Here is a 19,072-nt window from a genome sequence, read left to right on the forward strand (position 1 = left end):
GAGAAATGAGGAAGTACCTAACAGAATTAAAATAAGGTGCAATCATGAAATTTGAAGACTTAATAACGCTAATTAATGATGATTATACACACCTACTGCGTTTACTAATGGTGAATTAAAAAACGCAGTAGGTGAAAATTAAAGCAGTGCCAAGCTGTTCTGCTTCCCTGTCATTCACCAATTAACACTACTAGAAACGTTCTATTGTTTTTCTCAATACTATCAAGAAGTACTTAGCACTCCAAATGGCAACTCACATAGTAATATTCGTAACTTTATTACTTATAGCTGAGGATAGATTGACTTTTTACTCTCCTGTGTTGAATCGCAAATAGACAACACAGGAGAGTTCAAACAACTGAATATTCTTTTATTTTTTGTGTGCTTTGGGATAAGCTAAATGATAGCCGGGTGATTGAACGCTATAGCTTGGGTAAATCCAAATCAATTGGGCAGATGCCAAATTATCAGTCATCAAAACACTTCTAGTAATTGTCACGCCTTGCCTTGTTCCCATGATTGGTGCTTGTAGCACCAAATACGCTTGATTAAAAGTGAGTGATTTGTTGTTACTAATGTCAACATTAAGTAACTCGGAAAAATCTTTCCAGCGTGTTTCAAGTGAGGTGCCATATACTTCAAAATGACAATCAACTGAATTATACAATAAGGTGTAATGTTTAAGGTCATTGATTTTATTAAATCTATATTTCCCATCTAATAGCTTAGGACTGGTAACTAGAAAGATATCTTCATACATTAATAATTTTGCCAATAAACTATTTTTAGACTGGTATCCATAATGAACACTTAAATCATTATGGATAAAATTACTCAAACCCAAATGGGTATTAATATGAATATTAGGGTATTTTTGATTAAAATCATTTAAATACGGAATGAGCTATTTGATTGCTAATGAGGATAATATGCTAATAGTTAAGACGCTTTTTTCATTATTTCGGCTTAACTCAGTTAACGTATTTTGGATTTTACCCAAAGCTAGTCCTTGTAGGGTGAGACGAAGCCCTTGATGTACTCTCACAAATAAATCAAACTCGAAGCGCTGCTTGAGTAATTGAAAGCTCCTATGCAGCATTAGAAATACTCAGATACTTAGCGACAATATTAAAAGTATAAAGATTATTTGAGTAAAGGTATTTTTGACTCCATTTAATATAAGTATATCTTATGTTAGAGATAAGTTTTTATCGTTTGTAAAAATACTACTTGGTTATATAATTATTTTTTTAAATGAATTTATTTGAATAAAAATGTTTTTAAGGGTTCGTTATTGGCTGATTATTTATTAATTGGCGTGTTAATTTTAGCGATTGATGAAGCTCTAGTTGGAAAAATCATTTTTTTCTTTTATGCCTAAAAAAGACAACAATATTACGTATCAATCTAATCGAAAAGACATTATGGTAGTATTGCTGTTGCTTTGCTGTTGCTTTGCTGTTGCTTTGCTGTTGCTTTGCTGTTGCTTTTTATGATGATTTTTTTGGCCCGGGTACAGGTAAGTATGCTAATTTTGATTTTTCATTTTTTAATTCACATGCCGCTAGTGGCAGCATCATCAGCTACTTCGAAAATTTTTAATTTAGCATCCAATATAGGCGCATTCGTGGTGTTTTTTATAGCTGAAAAAATGGCATTTTTGATAGGTCTACTAATGGTTTTGGCAAACAATCACTGATAATTATATCGGTAGCCATATGAGACCTTAAGAGCGGAGATAAAATCATCAAACCACTAATACTGATCTCAATTGCTATTTTGTTTATCTCACTTGATACTAAATATATTAGGTGTTAATAATACAGCGGCTGGCTATTGGTTGTTATATGATGACTCTCTTGAATATGTCATTGGATTGCCTAATTTTCATGGATAAATGTTTAAGTATTTCTTCCAATTCATCAATTTTTTGAGTTTGTCGAAATACCACATTGTTTAACGCTTCAATGATATCTCAAGATGGACTAATTTCTCTTCTAATTCTATTATTTTTTTATCCACAACACTTTCCCGCCATATTCATAAACACCAAGACCAATCAATACAAGAATGATAATACCACTTAATTGCACATTAGTTAAGATTTCATGATTAAGTGTTGAGTTAAGTAATAACACAAATACGCCAGTAATAATTGGCGTTAATCCAAATATAATTGAAATAATGCCAGATGAAATATCTTGTGAGCCATGATAAACCAAGCTCATGGTAATAAATATACCAATTCCAGCATAAAGATAATTGCAAATTGCCAAGCGAGTGAGTGTCAATTTTTGTTTTTTAATCAATAGTAATAATAAACAAATAATTAGTCCAATTAACATTCTTAAGGCGACACTAAAATTAAAGTTTGAACCTAGCATTGACCAAACAATAGCCAAAAGCGTGATTGAACAAATAGCCACCACCGATAAGTAAGAAAGACTAAAATTATTTGCATGATAATACTCTTTTCATAAAAAAAGCCACCCATTGGGGCTCTATGCAACTCATTGGTTTTTAAATTATTTTTCTAATAATACTTTATGAGATAATTTAATGCGGCCTCTGTCTACGCCTAACACCTTGACATCAATTTCGTCACCTTCTTTAAGATGATTTTCTACTTTTTCAACACGCTCATGAGCGATTTCAGAGATATGTAGCAAGCCATCTTGGTTAGGCATGATATTAATAAAAGCACCAAATTCAACAATTTTAACAACTTTGCCCGTATAAACTTTATCTACTTCAGGTGTAGCAGTGACCTCTTTTACCATTTTCACCGCTGTGTCAAAGGATTTTTGATTATTGGCAAAAATATTAACATTGCCACTGCCATCCACATCAACACTAGCGCCAGAAATCGAAATAATATCTTTAATACTTTCCCCACCTTTGCCAATCAAATCACGAATCTTATCAGTTTGAATTTTAATAACGGCAGTTTTAGGTGCATTTTTGTTTGACATATTAGGTTCGCAAATAACTTGATTCATTTGCCCTAAAATATTCAATCTTGCTTCTTTGGCTTGCTTTAAAGAAATCTCCATAATCTCGCGGGTGATGCCTTGGATTTTAATGTCCATTTGTAATGCATTGACACCACGTGATGTGCCTGCTACTTTAAAGTCCATATCACCTAAGTGATCCTCATCGCCTAAAATGTCAGTTAATACGGTAAATCTATCACCTTCTTTAACCAAACCCATGGCGATACCAGCAACTGGCGCTTTGATTGGCACACCTGCATCCATTAATGATAGTGATGAACCACAAACACTGGCCATAGAGCTAGAACCATTAGATTCAGTAATTTCTGATACCACACGAACTGTGTATGGAAACTCTTCAATTGAAGGCAAACAGGCGGCAATACCACGACGTGCTAAACGACCATGGCCGATTTCACGACGTTTGGTGGTGCCTACATGACCAGTTTCACCTACGCAGTATGGTGGGAAGTTGTAATGTAGTAAAAAGTAATCATTTTGACGTTCAGAAGATTCTAATTTTTCAATCAACTGAGCTTCACGTTTAGACCCTAGTGTGGTTACCACTAAAGCTTGCGTTTCACCACGAGTAAACAAAGCAGAACCATGTGTATTTTCTAAAACGCCTGTTTCGATTTTTAACTCGCGAACAGTTTCATTGTCACGACCATCGATGCGTGGATCGTTATTTAAGATACGTTCACGTACAGTTAATCTCTCAATTTTCTTAAAGTATTTACTAACTTCTTCAATAGAATTTCCATTCTCATCTTCATTTGCCAATGCTTCAATTGCAACTGCTTTGATTTCACCAACTTTGGCATAACGGTCAAGTTTTTCCTTAATTTGGTAGGCTTCATTAATCTGCTCACCAAATTGTGATTTGATGTCACTTAATAAAACCTCGTTAGTTATAGGCGCTTCCCAATCCCATTTCTGCATACCAACTTGTGCAACGAACTCAGCAATATTGCTAATGGCAACTTGATATTGTTCATGTGCATACATAATCGCACCTAGCATAATCTCTTCAGAAAGTTCGTTGGCTTCTGATTCAACTATCAGTACCGCCTCATCAGTGCCTGCAACCACCATGTCTAAATCTGAATCAGCCAGTTCAGTGTAAGTTGGATTAAGGATGTATTCACCCCCCTTAGAATAACCAACACGGGCACCACCAATTGGTCCGTTAAATGGCACGCCTGAAATGCTCAATGCAGCAGATACACCTAACATTGAAATAATATCTGGGTCAACCTCGGAGTTTGCAGAGATAACTGTAATAAGCACTTGCACTTCGTTCATGAAGCCATTTGGAAATAAGGGGCGAATAGGGCGGTCAATTAGTCTAGAAGTTAGCGTTTCTTTTTCGCTAGGCCTTGCTTCACGCTTTAGGAAGCCGCCAGGAATTTTGCCAGCTGCATAAGTTTTTTCAACATAATCAACAGACAGCGGGAAAAAATCTTGCCCAGGACTCATTTTTTTAGAACCAACAACGGTTACCAGTACTTGCGTGTCATCCATACTTGCCAGTACTGCACCATGTGCTTGTCTGGCAATACGGCCTGTTTCTAATGTAATTGTGTGCTTGCCCATGACAAAGCTTTTTGTTTTGATATTCATGTCCATGAAAACCTCCAAAGAAAAATTAAGAAGAAGTTTATGCTTTGAATCCAATAAGCTTTATTTGAAATATATTCTAAGTAGTGAAATAAACAAATTTTTCCTTTGCCTAATAGTGAACATATTTTAGATAAAACTTAAACTTAGATTAAACCATAAAATGAGGTCATTATACCCACGACAAAATGTGGCATAATTTAATATTGAACTATTTACTAGTGTTTTTGAATTGAATTATTTTTTATATAACCAAACCCTGAATTTTCTCTTACGAGATGGTGTGAATGAAAAAAATAACATTGATATTTGAGGGGGTGTTGGTGCAAGTACTTAAAAATCAAGCAAAAGTGCTACTAAAAGAGGTGTTAATACAACAACTCAATGAAATTAAACAACTACCAATAGAGTAGAACACGCGAACGCAGATTATCAACATTCAGAGTCGCTTTAGGTATCAATAATGACTTTTTCACGAAGGCAATTTTTATTAAATTTAGCTCGCTCGGCAAAACCAGTACTGCACTCGTTGCTACAGGTCTTGTTAGTTATTCTTTACCAGCAACAGTCATACGTCCATCAGGTTGCTTTGGCTGAGGATGAATTTAATACAGCTTGCATTCGTTGTGGTTTGTGCGTTAATGACTATCCTTATCCTACGTTAAGTTTGGCAATATTAAAAGACAATGTCGCCTTGGCACGCCTTTTTTACTACTAGAAAAGTCGCTTGTGAAATGTATGAGGATATTCTTTGTGTGGTTGCTTGTCCAACAGACGCATTAAGTAAGCAGTTAACCAGTATTAATGACGCCCAAATGAGATTGGCTAGAATTGTAGACACTCAATGATCGTATTGCTTATCAAGGCTTGCCGTTGCGAGGTGTGCTTTAATGTTTATCCTGCCCAAAGTAAGGCCATCACTATTGAGATAAAACACAATGGACGCAGTGGCAAATATGCATTGTTTATGTCCAGTTGTGCACTTATGATAGCTGCACCGGTTATGACAAGTGTGAACAAGCTTGTATCATGGAAGAGGCTGTTATTAAAGTCTTACCAGTCAAACTTGTAATGGGTAACGCCAAGAACATTATAACTTGTCCAAAGGTAAAGAGTATGATTACAACGGCAAAGGCTTGTTTGATATTGATGATTAAGCGTATTTTCAAAAAATCATGAAACAACCCAATATTTGTAAAAAATAGGTCTAGATGCACGAGCCCTCCAAAGACTGATTTGGGGCTAACAAATATCTGATATTGTGCCGTTCTAGTCAAATTGGCATTTTGTTGTTATTTTTACTAGGTCCTTGGTTTGATGTCTGGATTGTTAAGGGTAATTTAAGTTCAAGTTTAACGCTAAATGTTGTGCCATTAACCGACCCTTATGTGTTTTACAATCCTTATTTGTAGGTCATTCACTTGCACCCAATAGGTGCGCTGATTGTGTTATTGTTTTACAGCATTATTGATGCTTAAGAATGCTTGGTGTTCTCGTTTATGTCCAGTTGATGCATTTTATAGTTTGCTTGGCAGAAGATCATTATTACGCGTTAATGCATTGGCAAGAGAAAATTGTACAGATTGTTTGGAGCATTTTGCGGTTTGTCCAGAGTCACAAGTGATTAAGCCTGGGCAATACAAGCAGTATTATATTAAATGGTCATTGTACTAATTGTGGTCGCTGTATTAATATTTGTGAACCTAATGTTTTTGGTTTTACCAGTCGCTTTAAAAACACCATTAAATAAAACATAAAAACAATCTATGTTAATGAAAGTTGATTGCTAATGATTTAAAGCTGCTATCGTCTTTAATTAATATTGGTATTTTTTGAGGAGAGTAAATAAATGAGCATTATAAGGAGAACGTTTATAAAAAATAGCGCAATAACACAGCCACTGCCACAACTGCTGGGGTGACAATACCGGACATTACACTTGCCAACGTAAGTAAAGATGAGGTGAGATGGGAGAAAACCTCTTGTCGTTGTTCAGTTTTGCTTCACAAGGTGACCTTAATGCGCCAGTTAATAAAGGTCTTAATTGCACAACCAAGGGTTATTTTCTTTTAAAAATTATGTACGGTAAGGAGCGTTTAACCCAGCTACTACTCAGAAAAACAAATGGTAAGTATTAAAAACGGCCAATTTGAAGCCGTATCATGAGATGAGACTTTTGACATTATGGCAGATAAATTTAAAGCTGCCATTAAGCAATCCAACAAAGAAAATGATTAACAGGCCAGTCTTCTGCTTGTGGAACAGCAAGAGAAGTGGGTACTTTTGTACATCGTTCGCTTACAGATTATGTCGTTATGAAAAAATCATATAGGTTAGTTTGCTGGAAAGATATGGAAATTATCCGCAGAAATCATTTCTGGTAAAAAAGGCTACCATGCTATTTTGCAAAGCAGAATGCTTAAAGATGGCAAGTTAAATGCGTATTGGGTGATGTGTAATAATAACATGCAAGCAAGTCCAAATATCAATGACGAAATACTACCTGGTTGGCGCAATCCAGCTAATTTTATTGTGGTGTCAGCTCCCTATCATACTGTTTCAACACAAGCGGCTGATTTAATTTTATCTACGGCAATGTGGGTAGAAAAAAAGTGCTTATGGTAATGTTGAAAGGCGCACTCAATTTTAACGTCAACAAGTAGATGCACCGGGTGAGGCATAATCAGATTTATGGCAACTGATTGAATTTTCAAAACGCTTTAAAATAGATGAAGTTTGGAGTAAAGAAGTATTAACAAAAAACCCAAAATACAAAGGTAAAACTTTATATGGAGTGCTGTATGCCAACAATCAGGTGGATAAATTTTCTAAAAAAGACATTAGCGACAGTCAGGAAAACACTTATAAAAATCAAGAAATGAATGACTTTGGTTTTTATATCCAAAAAGGACTGTTTGAGGAGTGTCGTTGTTTTCAATTTAGAAGGTCCAAAGCAATGGTAGAACAAGTATTAAATCTACGCTATTTGTGATTGGATTAGCAGTAGGAACACAGGTAATGGCCATGCCAAATGCGCAAATGTTAAGCTACACTTGTGCAGGTTGTTATGGTGCTAATGGTGCGAGTAATGGCCCTCTAATTCCCTCTTTAGTAGATTTATCAAAAGATTATTTGGTTGAAGCGATGCAGGCTTATAAAAAATGATGAAAGAAGCTCAACCATTATGAATCGAATCGATAAAGGTTATAATGATAAAGAGTTTGAATTAATGGGTGAATTTTTCATCGAGCAAGAAATGCATAGTATTGGCAAGCAGAATTATGATAATACAAAGACAAAAGTGGGTAAAAAGTTGCACAAAAAGTATTGTCTAGTTGTCATTCAGAAGGTGGCACAATCACTGATGATGAGGCTGGATTATTAGCTGGAAATGCAGCACTTTTATGAAATATTCTTTGGTAGATTTTCATGATGATTCACGCGAGATGAAGAAAAAAAATCAAAAAAAATGCTAAGAAGAGATGCTAAAACGTTTGACAAATTAGTGAACTATTATAGCAAAGGAGAATGATAATGAGCAATAAACACAACAGAAGAAATTTCTTAAAAATAGTAGGTGCAAGTGGTGTTGCTACAACAGCTGCTTTATACACCCCGTTTGCTATTGGTGGCGCTTCAAAGAAAGTCGTTATTATTGGTGGTGGCATGGGTGGTGCAACGGCTGCTAAATATATGCGTATGATGGATAAGTCTATTAAAGTTACTTTAATTACAGCAAATAAAAATTACTATACTGGTTTTGCTAGTAATGAAGTGGTGAGTGGTGAAAGACACATGACCTCAATTACTTTTAGCTATAGTGGCTTGCGCAAGCATGGCGTTCAAGTAGTGGTTGATACAGCCACCTCTATTGATGAAAATAAAAGAGGTGTTAGAACGGTAAATGGAAAGAAGTTTGCCTATGATCGTTTAATTGTCTCTCCAGGTATTGATTTTAGATGGGAAGCTATTGATGGCTATAACGCTCAAATGGCTAATACTAGGATTCCACACGCTTGGATAGCTGGCTCACAAACAGAGATGTTGCATAACCAACTACATTCTATGAGAGATGGCGGTACCGTTATTATTGCAGCACCACCTAATCCTTTTCGTTGTCCTCCAGGTCCTTATGAGCGTGCTGCACAGATAGCGCATTATTTAAAGCACAACAAGCCCAAGTCTAAAATTCTAATTCTAGATTCTAAGGATAAATTTTCTAAGTTCGGTTTGTTTACAGGTGGTTGGAAAAGACATTATGGCTATGGCACTGATAACAGTATAATTGAATGGATTCCTGCTTACAAAGGTGGTGCGGTTGAAGCGGTTGATGTGGCTAATATGAGTGTTTCAGGTGAATTTGATGAGTTTAAAGGCGATGTTATTAATATTATTCCAGCGCAAAAGGCAGGAAAGATTGCTTTTACTGCTGGATTAACTAACAGTAGTGGCTGGTGCCCAGTTCAAGGTAATACGTTTGAGTCGACTATTCATAAAAATATTCACGTGATTGGCGATGCATCAATTGCTAGCCCTATGCCTAAATCGGGCTATGCTGCCAATTCAGAGGCAAAAATATGTGCAGCAGCAATAGTGGCATTACTAAGTGGTAATAAAATACCAGATTCTTCTTATGTCAACACTTGTTATAGTGTTATTGCACCAGGAGATGGTATTTCTGTAGCAATGGTGTACAAGTATCAAAATGGTAAAATTGTTAAAGTTAAAGACTCAGATGATTTGATACCAGTTGAGTTTAATCTTAAGCTTCGAGAGCGAGAAGTAGAATATGGACATACTTGGTTTAATAATATTACTAACGATGCGTTTAGTTAATTAGTTTTTGCTTTAGCTTGATTACAAAGAAAAGTATATTTTTACTGTAATTAGATTGAGGCTTTATGTCTTTCCCTTCCTCGGGCGCTTTTTATACTATAGTTCCGCCTGTAATAAACAGGATTATTGATAAAAGGATATGATAACTAAACTTTTAAAAGATACCAGTTGCTCTAGTTATACAGTTAGATCACGTGCTTTGTTTGGCTCAGTTGATGAGAAAAATGTTCGTCTCACCCAAAAATATCGTGATAAGCATTGTTATTTCTCAGCAGGTGAAGTTTTACATCGAGAATAAAATAGAATTGATTACGCTTTTACTTTATATTCTAGCTGCTCTCAACGTTTGCTTAATTTAGGACAAAAAAGCACCATAGAAGGGTTGGCTTATTTGATTATGGAGTTATATTCGCGTATTAGAGTACAATCTCCTAAGGAGTTTAACTTCACTTTTTTCCGCTCAATCAAGCTGATATGGGCGATACTTTAGGGCTAACCAAAATGCACATTAATAGAATTATTGCAACTTTTAAAGATGAAGGTTTAATCAGTTGCGGGCATAGAAAACTTAAGATAATTAATGAAGAACGACTTTCTGAAATTGGGCAATTTGACATTGGTTTAATTAAAGATCCTTTTCACCATTTTAGTTAATTATTTTGTGGCTTTTAGAATCTCCTTAATACAAAGCATCTTGTATAATATCTTCCAAAACATCCTCTACTGCTTTTAAAGCATGAATTGATTTTTGATTATTTTTATCAGCCAATTGGCTTAGGCGTAAGTAACTCACGTGCACCTGATTAGGTTCGCTATTTAGTTGAAAAATAGCAATTGAAAAAGGGCAAAGTAGAATGTTATTAGGATCAGCAGCAGTGGTTTCTGCCGACAAAGAAGCGCTACAAAACTCAATAACTACACCATGCCTGTAAAGTGTTTTTCTAGTATTGAAGGAGTTTCTTAATGGATTCGGCATTGCAAATCTCATCATGCTTATTGCTTGTTGTGCCAAATCTTTACTAATTCGGTTAAGCATAGTAGCAACATCAGAACGATGAGCAATCACCAGACCTTGTCCCGTGATGGCAAAAGTAATATCGTCTCTCACTTCAAAAAAATCATTTTCCACAATGTGTTCAACAAAGATATTAGCACTTATTGTGCCTGACAATAGGATAAATAATACAAATATAAGGTATTTTTTAATCATTGTTAACTTGTTAAATTTTTAGTTTAATTTTATAGTGCTTAATTTAATAAAATTCTTACCAATTATAAACATACGGGGGAGATAAATGTCTGATTCATAAATGACACAAGATCAAATATTACACGCTAAACCTAGTGGAACTTATGCACTATTGTTAGCTTATGCAGTATTCTTTATTGCTGGCTGGCTGGCTTTTCTTTTATTTACTTTTTTAAGTCGTGGATCTATTAATTAGGAGTTTGTTATGCATATAGATAACACAGAAAAAAATGGATTTATCTCTCGGTGGTATGACCATTGGCATTGTTGCTTTATTAACATTTTCAGCAGTTAGCTTCAATATTTATCCACCAAGTAACGTAGAAAAAATTGATTCTAAGCCTCTGCATTTAGGCGGGGAATTTAGTGAGGATAATTTAGGGTTAAACAAAATGCAGATGGTAGCAGCAAGATATGGGTTTTATCCACAACGTATTGAAGTGCCAGTGAATATCACCTTCACTAAAGCAGGTGAATATCCACTATTTTGCAATGAATTTTGTGGTTTGGACCATGACTATATGTGGTCAAAACTGATCATAAGTGAAGCGGAGAAACAATAATGGAAAAGTAATGGGTTATAAAAATGGAGATAAATTAAGTCTTAGCAATTATTGGGTCGGTTTGTTGGCTTTTACTGTTGTTTCTATCTTGGGCGTTTACCAAGTATTCGAACGCGCTAATATACTTCCATAAAGTGCAAAATTGGTTTGGTTTGGTTTTTATTTAACTTTGTTTGGTGTTTTTCTGGCAGCTCATCCTTTGTTAATAGGGGAGGTCTCAGTTATGTTTACGTTCTATCCGTCGTTAGCAGCGTATCCTATTTTTTATCTCGGGTGCCTTAGTCGGTGTTATCCCTTGGAGAGTTTAGTTATGAAATTATTGACAATAGTATTAAGCAGTTTATTTGTTATGATATCTGTACAAGCATAGGTTTCATCTTATGTTGCTTTTGACAGAGAAACACGTGCAATCATTAAGGCGGGCGATGCCATTCAAGGCAAATTAAAAGCTGCTTCAATGAAGTGCGATAAATGCCATGGCGAAAACGGGTAAGATGATGATGTGGGTGTGGCAGGCCATCCTGCAACTTATATATACAAACAATTAAAAGACTTTAAAGATAAAAAGCGTGACGGTACAATGGTTAAAAAAGTTAAAAAACTGACCAATATAGATATGGCATCAAAGGCCGCATCAATTATGACAGTAACGACAGATACTGCCTAGACAGCCAAAGATTCATCGTAATATCCAGCAACAATGGACAAGCTAACTCAGAATACCCTACTGAGATTAACAACTTTAGCAAAGTTAAATACAATAGCAACCACTGGACAGTACAAACCAAATCAAGACAAAACCATTCAGTGAACCAGTTTCAACAAATTCAAAGAAACCAAGCAAATACCGCTGATATCACCAGCAACTACGTGGGAAAACTGTTTCAACAAATCAACAGCTCAATTAAAACCCAAACCAAATACTTCATCTATGCCGATAGCCAACTCATCATCATTCACACCAAAACTCACCAACCGAGGCTTTTCAGGACATGAGCATATTGATAAGATGGGACTTATTCATATGAACGGTCGGGTGTATGACCCGCAGATTGAGCATTTTCTTTCAACAGATTCACATGTACAAGCGCCTTATAATATACAAAGTTACAACAGATAGTTGTGTAAGTTGTTACTGCTGTCATTTCTACCGTATGGTAGGTAGGTTCTGCAATTTTTAATGCAGTAGGTACTATGACAAATTCAATAGGCGATGCTATTGGAGCAATTGGTGAAACACTAACCGCAATTACCCAAGGTGCACAAATAGGCTTTGCTCAAGGGGCAAGTAGTCAAATCTTAGATGGAAATTTTAAAGATGGGTTTAGGGTGAGTGTGTAGGCTCTTTGGTAGGCGACTACACACCTAAAACAGATAATAGAATTACAGATACCATTATTACAGCAACAGCAGGGGGTGTTGCAGCAGACTAGGTGGCGGTAAGTTTGCGAATGGGACGATGAGTGTGGTAGATTTTATAAGTAGTAAATCATCTCCGTCACAAAGTTTACTTAGTTTGATTGAATCAAAAGCCTATCAAGCTTTCCCTTATGAAAAATAGTATTATTTTGAGTTACTTTAAAAAAATTCTATTAAGAGGAAATTTGTATTATTTTATTTGATAATATATGCAGGTATATTAAGGTATTGTATATTACATAATTTTGAATATTGGCCACAAATTGTACTTTCTATTAAAAATGGAACATCTTCTGGATGGATTCTAGAAAGACTATCTCATAACCCTTTGCTACTTATTCTGTATCTGATTTGTATAATTGGTACTCTATATAATTTTAGCTGGTCAAATAACAATTATAACTTTATTATTATCAATTAATATTGATGCTCAAAATTTTGCTTGGGATTTTTTCCAATAATATTGAACCATCTATAAATACTCTTATTGTTTCTTATGTGTTATTTACATTAAGGTTGACTTTTAATAAGTTCAATTTGAATAATTGTTCAAATAATTGTGCATTTTTATTGAAATTTTCTGTTTGAATATCAAGCTAGAAATTTTGTAATATTTGACTATCTAGGATATCAAGTTTGGTGACAAATTTGACGAATTCATGAGTATTTATGTTAAGAATTTTAGAAATATTAGCAAGAAAGCCTGATGATTATTGATGATAGTTTGGTGCTTCTTTTGTAATAGATACATCGTGAACATGGGATTCAACCATACCTGCTGAGGTGACTTGTACAAATTGTGCGTTTGTGCGCATTTTTTCTAACGTATCACAACCAGTGTAGCCCATAGAAGATCTAACACCACCAACCATTTGGTGAATGATAGGGCGCATAGAACCTTTAAATGGAACGCGACCTTCAACGCCTTCTGGTACTAATTTGTCAGCCTTAGGGTCTGATTGGAAATAGCGATCAGATGAGCCATGTGCTTGATTCATTGCGCCTAATGAGCCCATGCCACGGTAGGATTTGTAAGAACGACCTTGATAAAGTTCGACCTCGCCTGGAGATTCTTCAGTGCCCGCTAACATTGAGCCTAGCATAACGCAGTATGCGCCAGCAGCGAATGCTTTGGCAATATCGCCAGAATAGCGAATGCCACCATCGGCAATAATTGGTATGCCCGTGCCTTTGAGTGCATCTGCTATTTCTGAAATAGCACTGATTTGTGGCACACCTACACCAGCAACAATGCGAGTAGTACAAATACTACCTGGACCAATACCCACTTTTACACAGTCTGCACCTGCTTTGACTAAGTCTAGTGCCGCCGCACCTGTGGCGATATTGCCGGCAATAATAGTCAAGTTTGGGTGTTTTCTTTTGGTTTTTGCAACTCTATTAAGCACGCCTTGAGAGTGTCCATGAGCAGTGTCAATAGCAATAACGTCCACATCCGCCTCAACAAGTGCATCAATACGCTTGCTTGTACCAATAGCAACACCAACAGCAGCACCTACGCGCAAACGTTCTTCTGAGTCTTTGCAGGCATTGGGAAAGTCTGTTGATTTTTGAATGTCGCTGACATTAATCATGCCTTTAAGCTTAAAGGTATCATCGGTTATGACAACGCGCTCAATGCGGTGTTTTTGTAATAACGACCTTACCTCGCTCATGTCTGTGCCTTCTTGAACGGTAATTAATTTGTTTTGGGGGGTCATGACGTTTTCAACCAATTCATCCAAACGGGTTTCGAATCTTACATCCCTACCTGTCACTAGGCCGACAATAATATTACCTTCAAGCACAGGCAAGGCAGAAATATTGTGTTGCTGTTGCATTTTAAAGACCTCAGCAATAGTTGCCTTTGATGAGATGGTGATCGGTTCTCTAATAATGCCTGATTCAAAACGTTTGACGCGACGCACTTCATTGGCTTGGTCTGCTATTGACATATTTTTATGAATAATGCCAATACCGCCTTCTTGGGCAATGGCAATAGCCAGTCTGGACTCGGTGACGGTGTCCATTGCTGCTGAAAGAATGGGGGTATTAAGTGTGATATTTTTAGTTAATTGCGTTGTTAGGCTCACTTCTTTTGGCATGGTTTTTGAGTGTGCGGGGACTAGTAATACATCATCAAATGTGTATGCGGTTTTTAGTAAATTCATTAATATCTCCTGCGGTTAACAAAGTTTGGAAAAATGAAACCTATCATCATGCCAAAAAATAACACCAAGCCACCTACAATGAACCAATTGCGAGAACTGGACTCTTGTGTGGCGGTGCTGTTGTTTTCTAACAATTGAATCTCAGTTTTTAGTTGTAATACTTGTGTGGCAAGCCTTTCGTTAGAATGTTCAAGTTTTAGTGCATCTTGATAAATTTGCTCAATGTGTTGCTTTTCAGCTTGAGATTTGCTAACTTGCATAGAAAGCCCAGTATTTTTACTTTTTAGTGTTTTAACTTGTTTCTCAAGTTCTGTGTTTCTTTTACTTTGCTTGGTGGTTAGTAATTGGTTAGCGTTGTGGCTTTGTCTAAGTTTTTCTAGTTGTACTCTTGCGGATGGATTGTTGGATAAGTATCTTGAAATGACCCAACCTGTTGAGTTTTTATACTTAACTTGAGTCCAACCATCTTCAGTAGCTTGCAGGATGGAGAGTTTTGAGCCAGAAGATAAAGAGCGCACTATATTGTTACCAAATGTTTTGTCTTCGCGCATTGGAATGTCCACTTGGTCAGTGATGTAGACAAACAACCTGGCGTTAGCAAGTGTGCCAAGTAGTATGAGTATTAATAATAAATGTTTAATCAAATTCATAAGCTGGATATTTTTTTAAGTTGATTGTTGAAATTATTAATAGTAGATAGTGTTACAGCCAGTCTTTTTTTTTCTATATTGATGATTGTTTCAGGAGCACCTTTTATAAAATTTTCATTGTTTAATTTACCCTCAAACTGACTTTTTTTCTTTTCTAATTTTTCAATTTCTTTATTAAGACGCGCGATTTCTTTATCTTTATCAATTAAACCAGCTAATGGAATGAAAATTTTCATATCTTTAACCAAAGCAGTGGCTGATTTTGGCGCTTGTTTGGCAGTGGTTAGTTTGTCAATACTTTCCATTTTTGCCAGTGAATTTAGAATGCTCATGTTGTTAGCCAGATATTGCTCATCCGTAGCGTTAAAGTTTTGCACAAAACAAAGTAGTGGTTTTAAAGGTGGAATGTTCATTTCACCACGAATTTGGCGAACGCCTAAAATAAAAGTTTGTAGCCATTTAATTTCTGCCTCGGCTTTGGTAGATATTAAATTCTTAATTACTTTCGGATAAGGTTGAGTCATTAAACTCGTGCTATTACGGCTTGTAATGGCATTGCATTGCTCAAAGATTTCCTCAGTGATAAATGGAATGATAGGGTGTAGCAGGGTTACTATTTCGTTTAATACTTTGATTAAAGTGATTTGTGTGCCTGCTTTGGTCGTATCATTTTGTAATAACGACTTAGACAATTCAAGATACCAATCGCAATAGTCGTGCCAAACAAACTCATATAGGGTTTGGCTCATTAAGTCAAGGCGATAATCATTTAAATGTTTTTCAATGTTAATTTTGGTGTTTTGTAAGCGAGATAAAATCCATTCGTCAGCGGTTGATAATTGTGCGTTAGTATCAATGGTTTCCTCTTCAAACTTCATCAACACGAAGCGTGAAGCATTCCAAAGTTTGTTGCAAAAATTACGATAGCCCTCAACTCGCTTTAAATCAAACTTAATATCACGACCAAAAGAAGCTAAAGCAGCAAAAGTAAAGCGTAGCGCATCAGTGCCAAAGGCGGGAACGCCATCAGCAAACTCTTTTTTGGTTTGCTTTTTGATTTTTTCTGCCATTTTGGGCTGCATTAACCCCTGCGTGCGTTTTTTGAGTAAATCTTGCAAAGTAATGCCATCAATTAAATCAATTGGGTCAAGCACATTACCTTTGGATTTGGACATTTTTTTCCCTTCTCCGTCTTTGATTAAGCCAGTGATATAAATGTCTTTGAAGGGTGCTTTACCTGTAAATTTAAGCCCAAACATAATCATGCGAGCTACCCAAAAAAAGATAATATCAAAGCCAGTAATCAACACATCAGTTGGATAAAAACGTGATAAATCAGGTGTTTTTTCAGGCCATCCTAGTGTTGAAAATGGCCATAAGGCGGAGGAAAACCAAGTATCAAGCACATCTTTATCTTGAGTGAGTGTTATACCTTCTCCTGCTTGTTTTTGCGCTTGTTCAAGTGAGTTTGCAACAAAGATATTACCCTTTTCGTCATACCACGCAGGAATGCGATGCCCCCACCAAATTTGGCGAGAGATGCACCAATCTTGAATGTTGCTCATCCAGTTAAAATAAGTTTTATTCCAGTTTTCAGGAATAAAACGAATGTCTCCACTTTTAACCGCATCAATGGCAGGCTGGGCCAACGGTTTGATTTTAACAAACCATTGGTCGGTTAAATAAGGCTCAATAACCGCATTTGTTCTATCACCACGCGGTATCATTAATTTATGTGGCTCAATTTTCTCTAATAAATTCTGATTATCTAAATCTTGAATGATTTGCTTGCGTGCTTTAAATCTATCCATACCTATGTAGGCACTATCAACCACGTCATTAATTTTAGCATCATCAGTTAAGATATTAATAATATCTAAATGATGGCGTAACCCCATTTCATAGTCGTTAAAGTCATGGGCAGGGGTGATTTTAACGCAGCCTGTACCAAATGCCATATCGACATAATCGTCTGTAATGATTGGAATTTTTCGATTGCTTAGGGGCAGGTCAATGGTTTTACCAATCAGATGTGTGTAACGCTTATCATCAGGATGAACAGCAACGGCACTATCGCCTAGCATGGTTTCAGGGCGTGTGGTTGCAACAATCATTACCTTATTAGTATTAGTAATAGGATAACGTATCTGCCAAAGTGAGCCTTGTTCTTCGGTGCTAATGACTTCAAGGTCAGATACAGCAGTGTGTAATATTGGATCCCAATTGACCAAACGCTTACCACGATAAATCAACCCTTCTTCAAAGAGTTGGATGAATACTTTTTTAACAGCATTAGACAAGCCTTTATCCATGGTAAATCGCTCTTTTTTCCAATCAACTGACGAGCCAAGCCTACGCATTTGTGAAGTGATTGTGCCACCAGATTGTGCTTTCCAATCCCAAATCTTGTCAATAAATTTATCCCGACCAAGTTTATGACGAGTCATCTTTTGTACTGCTAATTGACGCTCAACCACCATTTGTGTGGCAATGCCTGCATGGTCTGTACCTGGTTGCCAAAGGGTTTGCTCGCCATTTGCGCGATGATAGCGTGTTAATATGTCCATAATCGTATGTTGGAAAGCATGCCCCATGTGTAGCGAGCCTGTAACGTTTGGGGGTGGTAGCATAATGCAATATGCATTTTTGCTAGTGGTGTTTGAATCAGATGAGAATAGATTTTTATCTTCCCAAAGTGAGCGAAATTTTGCTTCAATTTGTTCGGGATTGTAAGTTTTTTCCATTAAAGTAACGAGATGGATTAAACTTCGTCATTATACTATATCATCAAAATTAAATCGGTTAATAAAGCTCGGTTTGTGTATTTACTTCATTGTGCCAAGAACTCGCTTTATTGTGGTGTTAGCAATGATATTAGCAGACGTATCAGACAACATAATGGTGAGATAAAAGATGAGGTAAATATACACACATGCACACGCGCCTATATGAGTTGATTCATCAAGAAAAAGCAGATAATGAAAGCCAACAGGGTTGTTCAAGTGATTAGGCCAAAAAATATCATCACCAAATCCACAGAAGAATTTTTATTTTTTAGATAGGCAGGGCGTGAAACAAAGATTACGGGTAGATAAAATTACTATAAAAGAGTGATTTTAAAAACAAGGCCACAGTGTTAATTATTTTTTTGAAATAAGAAATAATTAAAATCTTTCGTATTGCCATTTGGGCGAGGGTGAATTTCAGAAGTGGTTTTTATTAACTTAAAGTTGTTGCCTAATAGTTGTATGATTTTTTTTACATCATATTGAACAATATTAAGCTCTGAACACAACTTTGGGACCACGTGGATAGTAAGAAATAACCGTCTTCTTTAACTTGACTGGTTAGCTTTTCAATATAATTTCGGTCTTTTTCATCTGTTAAAAAGTGAAATACAGCGAGATCATGCCAAAGAGAAAATTAATGATTAGATTTAAACTCTAATATATTTTCATGGTAAAAATAAACTTTTTCATCGTGGTCTTTAAGTCGCTTTTAAATGGCGCTTAAGGCGCTACTTGAAAGTTCTAGTAATGATAAATTGTATAACCCTTGTCAATCAAATTAT

General features: G+C 36.1%; 24 protein-coding genes and 1 pseudogene. 17 read left to right on the plus strand and 8 right to left on the minus strand.

The window, feature by feature from the left end; translation table 11 throughout:
- The first annotated feature begins 172 nt into the window (after positions 1-172).
- Entirely contained in the window at positions 173-292 is a 120-nt protein-coding gene (locus tag HUE58_RS07295; protein WP_422851480.1) for a HopJ type III effector protein, read from the plus strand.
- A gap of 78 nt (positions 293-370) precedes the next feature.
- Here the strand turns inward: HUE58_RS07295 and HUE58_RS01885 are convergent, their stop codons facing one another.
- The 4 genes from HUE58_RS01885 to pnp form a co-directional block, all read right to left on the minus strand.
- Complete coding sequence (locus HUE58_RS01885) at positions 371-844, minus strand: LysR family transcriptional regulator (RefSeq protein WP_340689625.1); 474 nt, start codon at positions 842-844, stop codon at positions 371-373.
- A gap of 999 nt (positions 845-1,843) precedes the next feature.
- Positions 1,844-1,951 carry a hypothetical protein gene (locus tag HUE58_RS07300; protein WP_422851476.1) on the minus strand — a complete coding sequence of 36 codons (108 nt, stop codon included), beginning with the start codon at positions 1,949-1,951 and terminating at the stop codon, positions 1,844-1,846.
- Between the two features lie 55 nt (positions 1,952-2,006).
- A complete protein-coding gene (locus HUE58_RS01890; RefSeq protein WP_246260834.1) occupies positions 2,007-2,384 on the minus strand; it encodes an EamA family transporter in 378 nt (125 codons plus the stop codon).
- A 141-nt stretch (positions 2,385-2,525) separates the two neighbouring features.
- Positions 2,526-4,622, minus strand: coding sequence for a polyribonucleotide nucleotidyltransferase (gene pnp / locus HUE58_RS01895; RefSeq protein ID WP_174605385.1), 2,097 nt, complete (start codon positions 4,620-4,622; stop codon positions 2,526-2,528).
- A 278-nt stretch (positions 4,623-4,900) separates the two neighbouring features.
- Between pnp and HUE58_RS07085 the strand changes: the two genes are divergently transcribed.
- From HUE58_RS07085 to HUE58_RS01940, 11 genes and pseudogenes are all read left to right on the plus strand, one after another.
- A complete protein-coding gene (locus tag HUE58_RS07085; protein WP_277998014.1) occupies positions 4,901-5,026 on the plus strand; it encodes a hypothetical protein in 126 nt (41 codons plus the stop codon).
- A gap of 273 nt (positions 5,027-5,299) precedes the next feature.
- Positions 5,300-5,461, plus strand: coding sequence for a hypothetical protein (locus HUE58_RS01900; protein ID WP_174605386.1), 162 nt, complete (start codon positions 5,300-5,302; stop codon positions 5,459-5,461).
- 411 nt (positions 5,462-5,872) lie between these two features.
- Positions 5,873-6,025 (plus strand): hypothetical protein, encoded by a 153-nt coding sequence (locus tag HUE58_RS06780; protein WP_246260835.1) that lies wholly within the window; start codon positions 5,873-5,875, stop codon positions 6,023-6,025.
- Positions 6,026-6,083: 58 nt separating this feature from the next.
- Complete coding sequence (locus HUE58_RS06785) at positions 6,084-6,287, plus strand: hypothetical protein (protein WP_246260836.1); 204 nt, start codon at positions 6,084-6,086, stop codon at positions 6,285-6,287.
- A 293-nt stretch (positions 6,288-6,580) separates the two neighbouring features.
- A complete protein-coding gene (locus HUE58_RS01910) occupies positions 6,581-6,751 on the plus strand; it encodes a hypothetical protein (RefSeq protein WP_174605387.1) in 171 nt (56 codons plus the stop codon).
- A gap of 96 nt (positions 6,752-6,847) precedes the next feature.
- Positions 6,848-7,548 (plus strand): annotated as a pseudogene (locus HUE58_RS01915) (molybdopterin-dependent oxidoreductase); the annotation flags it as partial.
- A gap of 53 nt (positions 7,549-7,601) precedes the next feature.
- Positions 7,602-7,778: a c-type cytochrome gene (locus tag HUE58_RS01920; RefSeq protein WP_174605388.1), complete on the plus strand. Its 177-nt coding sequence runs from the start codon at positions 7,602-7,604 to the stop codon at positions 7,776-7,778.
- Positions 7,779-7,797: 19 nt separating this feature from the next.
- Complete coding sequence (locus HUE58_RS01925; RefSeq protein WP_174605389.1) at positions 7,798-7,998, plus strand: hypothetical protein; 201 nt, start codon at positions 7,798-7,800, stop codon at positions 7,996-7,998.
- Positions 7,999-8,147: 149 nt separating this feature from the next.
- Entirely contained in the window at positions 8,148-9,449 is a 1,302-nt protein-coding gene (locus tag HUE58_RS01930; protein WP_174605390.1) for an NAD(P)/FAD-dependent oxidoreductase, read from the plus strand.
- A gap of 139 nt (positions 9,450-9,588) precedes the next feature.
- Positions 9,589-9,747, plus strand: a complete 159-nt coding sequence (locus HUE58_RS01935) for a hypothetical protein (RefSeq protein WP_174605391.1) — start codon at positions 9,589-9,591, stop codon at positions 9,745-9,747.
- A gap of 176 nt (positions 9,748-9,923) precedes the next feature.
- A complete protein-coding gene (locus HUE58_RS01940; RefSeq protein WP_174605392.1) occupies positions 9,924-10,103 on the plus strand; it encodes a helix-turn-helix domain-containing protein in 180 nt (59 codons plus the stop codon).
- A gap of 25 nt (positions 10,104-10,128) precedes the next feature.
- Here HUE58_RS01940 and HUE58_RS01945 read toward each other — a convergent pair whose 3' ends face one another.
- Positions 10,129-10,659, minus strand: a complete 531-nt coding sequence (locus HUE58_RS01945) for a DUF302 domain-containing protein (RefSeq protein WP_174605393.1) — start codon at positions 10,657-10,659, stop codon at positions 10,129-10,131.
- A 269-nt stretch (positions 10,660-10,928) separates the two neighbouring features.
- On the opposite strand from HUE58_RS01945, the gene HUE58_RS01950 reads away from it, so the two are divergent.
- From HUE58_RS01950 to HUE58_RS01965, 4 genes are all read left to right on the plus strand, one after another.
- On the plus strand, positions 10,929-11,261 hold the full coding sequence (locus HUE58_RS01950; RefSeq protein WP_174605394.1) for a cupredoxin domain-containing protein: 333 nt from the start codon (positions 10,929-10,931) through the stop codon (positions 11,259-11,261).
- Between the two features lie 508 nt (positions 11,262-11,769).
- Complete coding sequence (locus tag HUE58_RS01955) at positions 11,770-11,928, plus strand: c-type cytochrome (protein WP_174605395.1); 159 nt, start codon at positions 11,770-11,772, stop codon at positions 11,926-11,928.
- Between the two features lie 264 nt (positions 11,929-12,192).
- On the plus strand, positions 12,193-12,381 hold the full coding sequence (locus HUE58_RS01960) for an RHS repeat-associated core domain-containing protein (RefSeq protein WP_174605396.1): 189 nt from the start codon (positions 12,193-12,195) through the stop codon (positions 12,379-12,381).
- Between the two features lie 74 nt (positions 12,382-12,455).
- Entirely contained in the window at positions 12,456-12,602 is a 147-nt protein-coding gene (locus HUE58_RS01965) for a hypothetical protein (RefSeq protein ID WP_174605397.1), read from the plus strand.
- Between the two features lie 788 nt (positions 12,603-13,390).
- Here the strand turns inward: HUE58_RS01965 and guaB are convergent.
- Genes guaB through HUE58_RS01980 form a run of 3 tightly spaced genes read right to left on the minus strand, consistent with a single transcriptional unit; the run spans position 13,391 to position 18,245 of the window.
- Positions 13,391-14,851 (minus strand): IMP dehydrogenase, encoded by a 1,461-nt coding sequence (gene guaB, locus HUE58_RS01970; protein WP_174605398.1) that lies wholly within the window; start codon positions 14,849-14,851, stop codon positions 13,391-13,393.
- A complete protein-coding gene (locus HUE58_RS01975) occupies positions 14,851-15,501 on the minus strand; it encodes a TIGR04211 family SH3 domain-containing protein (RefSeq protein WP_174605399.1) in 651 nt (216 codons plus the stop codon). The genes guaB and HUE58_RS01975 overlap by 1 nt, the downstream gene beginning before the upstream one ends.
- On the minus strand, positions 15,498-18,245 hold the full coding sequence (locus HUE58_RS01980) for a valine--tRNA ligase (RefSeq protein ID WP_174605400.1): 2,748 nt from the start codon (positions 18,243-18,245) through the stop codon (positions 15,498-15,500). Before HUE58_RS01980 ends, HUE58_RS01975 begins: the two co-directional genes overlap by 4 nt.
- Before the next feature lie 75 nt (positions 18,246-18,320).
- Between HUE58_RS01980 and HUE58_RS01985 the strand changes: the two genes are divergently transcribed.
- Positions 18,321-18,458, plus strand: a complete 138-nt coding sequence (locus tag HUE58_RS01985) for a GIY-YIG nuclease family protein (protein ID WP_340689626.1) — start codon at positions 18,321-18,323, stop codon at positions 18,456-18,458.
- Positions 18,459-19,072 lie beyond the last annotated feature (614 nt).

Source organism: Candidatus Ruthia endofausta, from assembly GCF_013342985.1.
GTDB lineage: Bacteria > Pseudomonadota > Gammaproteobacteria > PS1 > Pseudothioglobaceae > Ruthia > Ruthia endofausta.

Excerpts from the sequence above, each read along its gene's own strand:
- HUE58_RS01890 (WP_246260834.1), bottom strand. The coding sequence starts at position 2,384 with ATGCTAGGTTCAAACTTTAATTTTAGTGTCGCCTTAAGAATGTTAATT.
- pnp (WP_174605385.1), bottom strand. The coding sequence starts at position 4,622 with ATGGACATGAATATCAAAACAAAAAGCTTTGTCATGGGCAAGCACACA.
- HUE58_RS07085 (WP_277998014.1), top strand. The coding sequence starts at position 4,901 with ATGAAAAAAATAACATTGATATTTGAGGGGGTGTTGGTGCAAGTACTT.
- HUE58_RS01900 (WP_174605386.1), top strand. The coding sequence starts at position 5,300 with ATGTCGCCTTGGCACGCCTTTTTTACTACTAGAAAAGTCGCTTGTGAA.
- HUE58_RS06785 (WP_246260836.1), top strand. The coding sequence starts at position 6,084 with ATGCTTAAGAATGCTTGGTGTTCTCGTTTATGTCCAGTTGATGCATTT.
- HUE58_RS01910 (WP_174605387.1), top strand. The coding sequence starts at position 6,581 with ATGGGAGAAAACCTCTTGTCGTTGTTCAGTTTTGCTTCACAAGGTGAC.
- HUE58_RS01925 (WP_174605389.1), top strand. The coding sequence starts at position 7,798 with ATGAATCGAATCGATAAAGGTTATAATGATAAAGAGTTTGAATTAATG.
- HUE58_RS01930 (WP_174605390.1), top strand. The coding sequence starts at position 8,148 with ATGAGCAATAAACACAACAGAAGAAATTTCTTAAAAATAGTAGGTGCA.
- HUE58_RS01935 (WP_174605391.1), top strand. The coding sequence starts at position 9,589 with ATGATAACTAAACTTTTAAAAGATACCAGTTGCTCTAGTTATACAGTT.
- HUE58_RS01940 (WP_174605392.1), top strand. The coding sequence starts at position 9,924 with ATGGGCGATACTTTAGGGCTAACCAAAATGCACATTAATAGAATTATT.
- HUE58_RS01945 (WP_174605393.1), bottom strand. The coding sequence starts at position 10,659 with ATGATTAAAAAATACCTTATATTTGTATTATTTATCCTATTGTCAGGC.
- HUE58_RS01950 (WP_174605394.1), top strand. The coding sequence starts at position 10,929 with ATGGATTTATCTCTCGGTGGTATGACCATTGGCATTGTTGCTTTATTA.
- HUE58_RS01960 (WP_174605396.1), top strand. The coding sequence starts at position 12,193 with ATGCCGATAGCCAACTCATCATCATTCACACCAAAACTCACCAACCGA.
- HUE58_RS01965 (WP_174605397.1), top strand. The coding sequence starts at position 12,456 with ATGACAAATTCAATAGGCGATGCTATTGGAGCAATTGGTGAAACACTA.
- guaB (WP_174605398.1), bottom strand. The coding sequence starts at position 14,851 with ATGAATTTACTAAAAACCGCATACACATTTGATGATGTATTACTAGTC.
- HUE58_RS01975 (WP_174605399.1), bottom strand. The coding sequence starts at position 15,501 with ATGAATTTGATTAAACATTTATTATTAATACTCATACTACTTGGCACA.
- HUE58_RS01980 (WP_174605400.1), bottom strand. The coding sequence starts at position 18,245 with ATGGAAAAAACTTACAATCCCGAACAAATTGAAGCAAAATTTCGCTCA.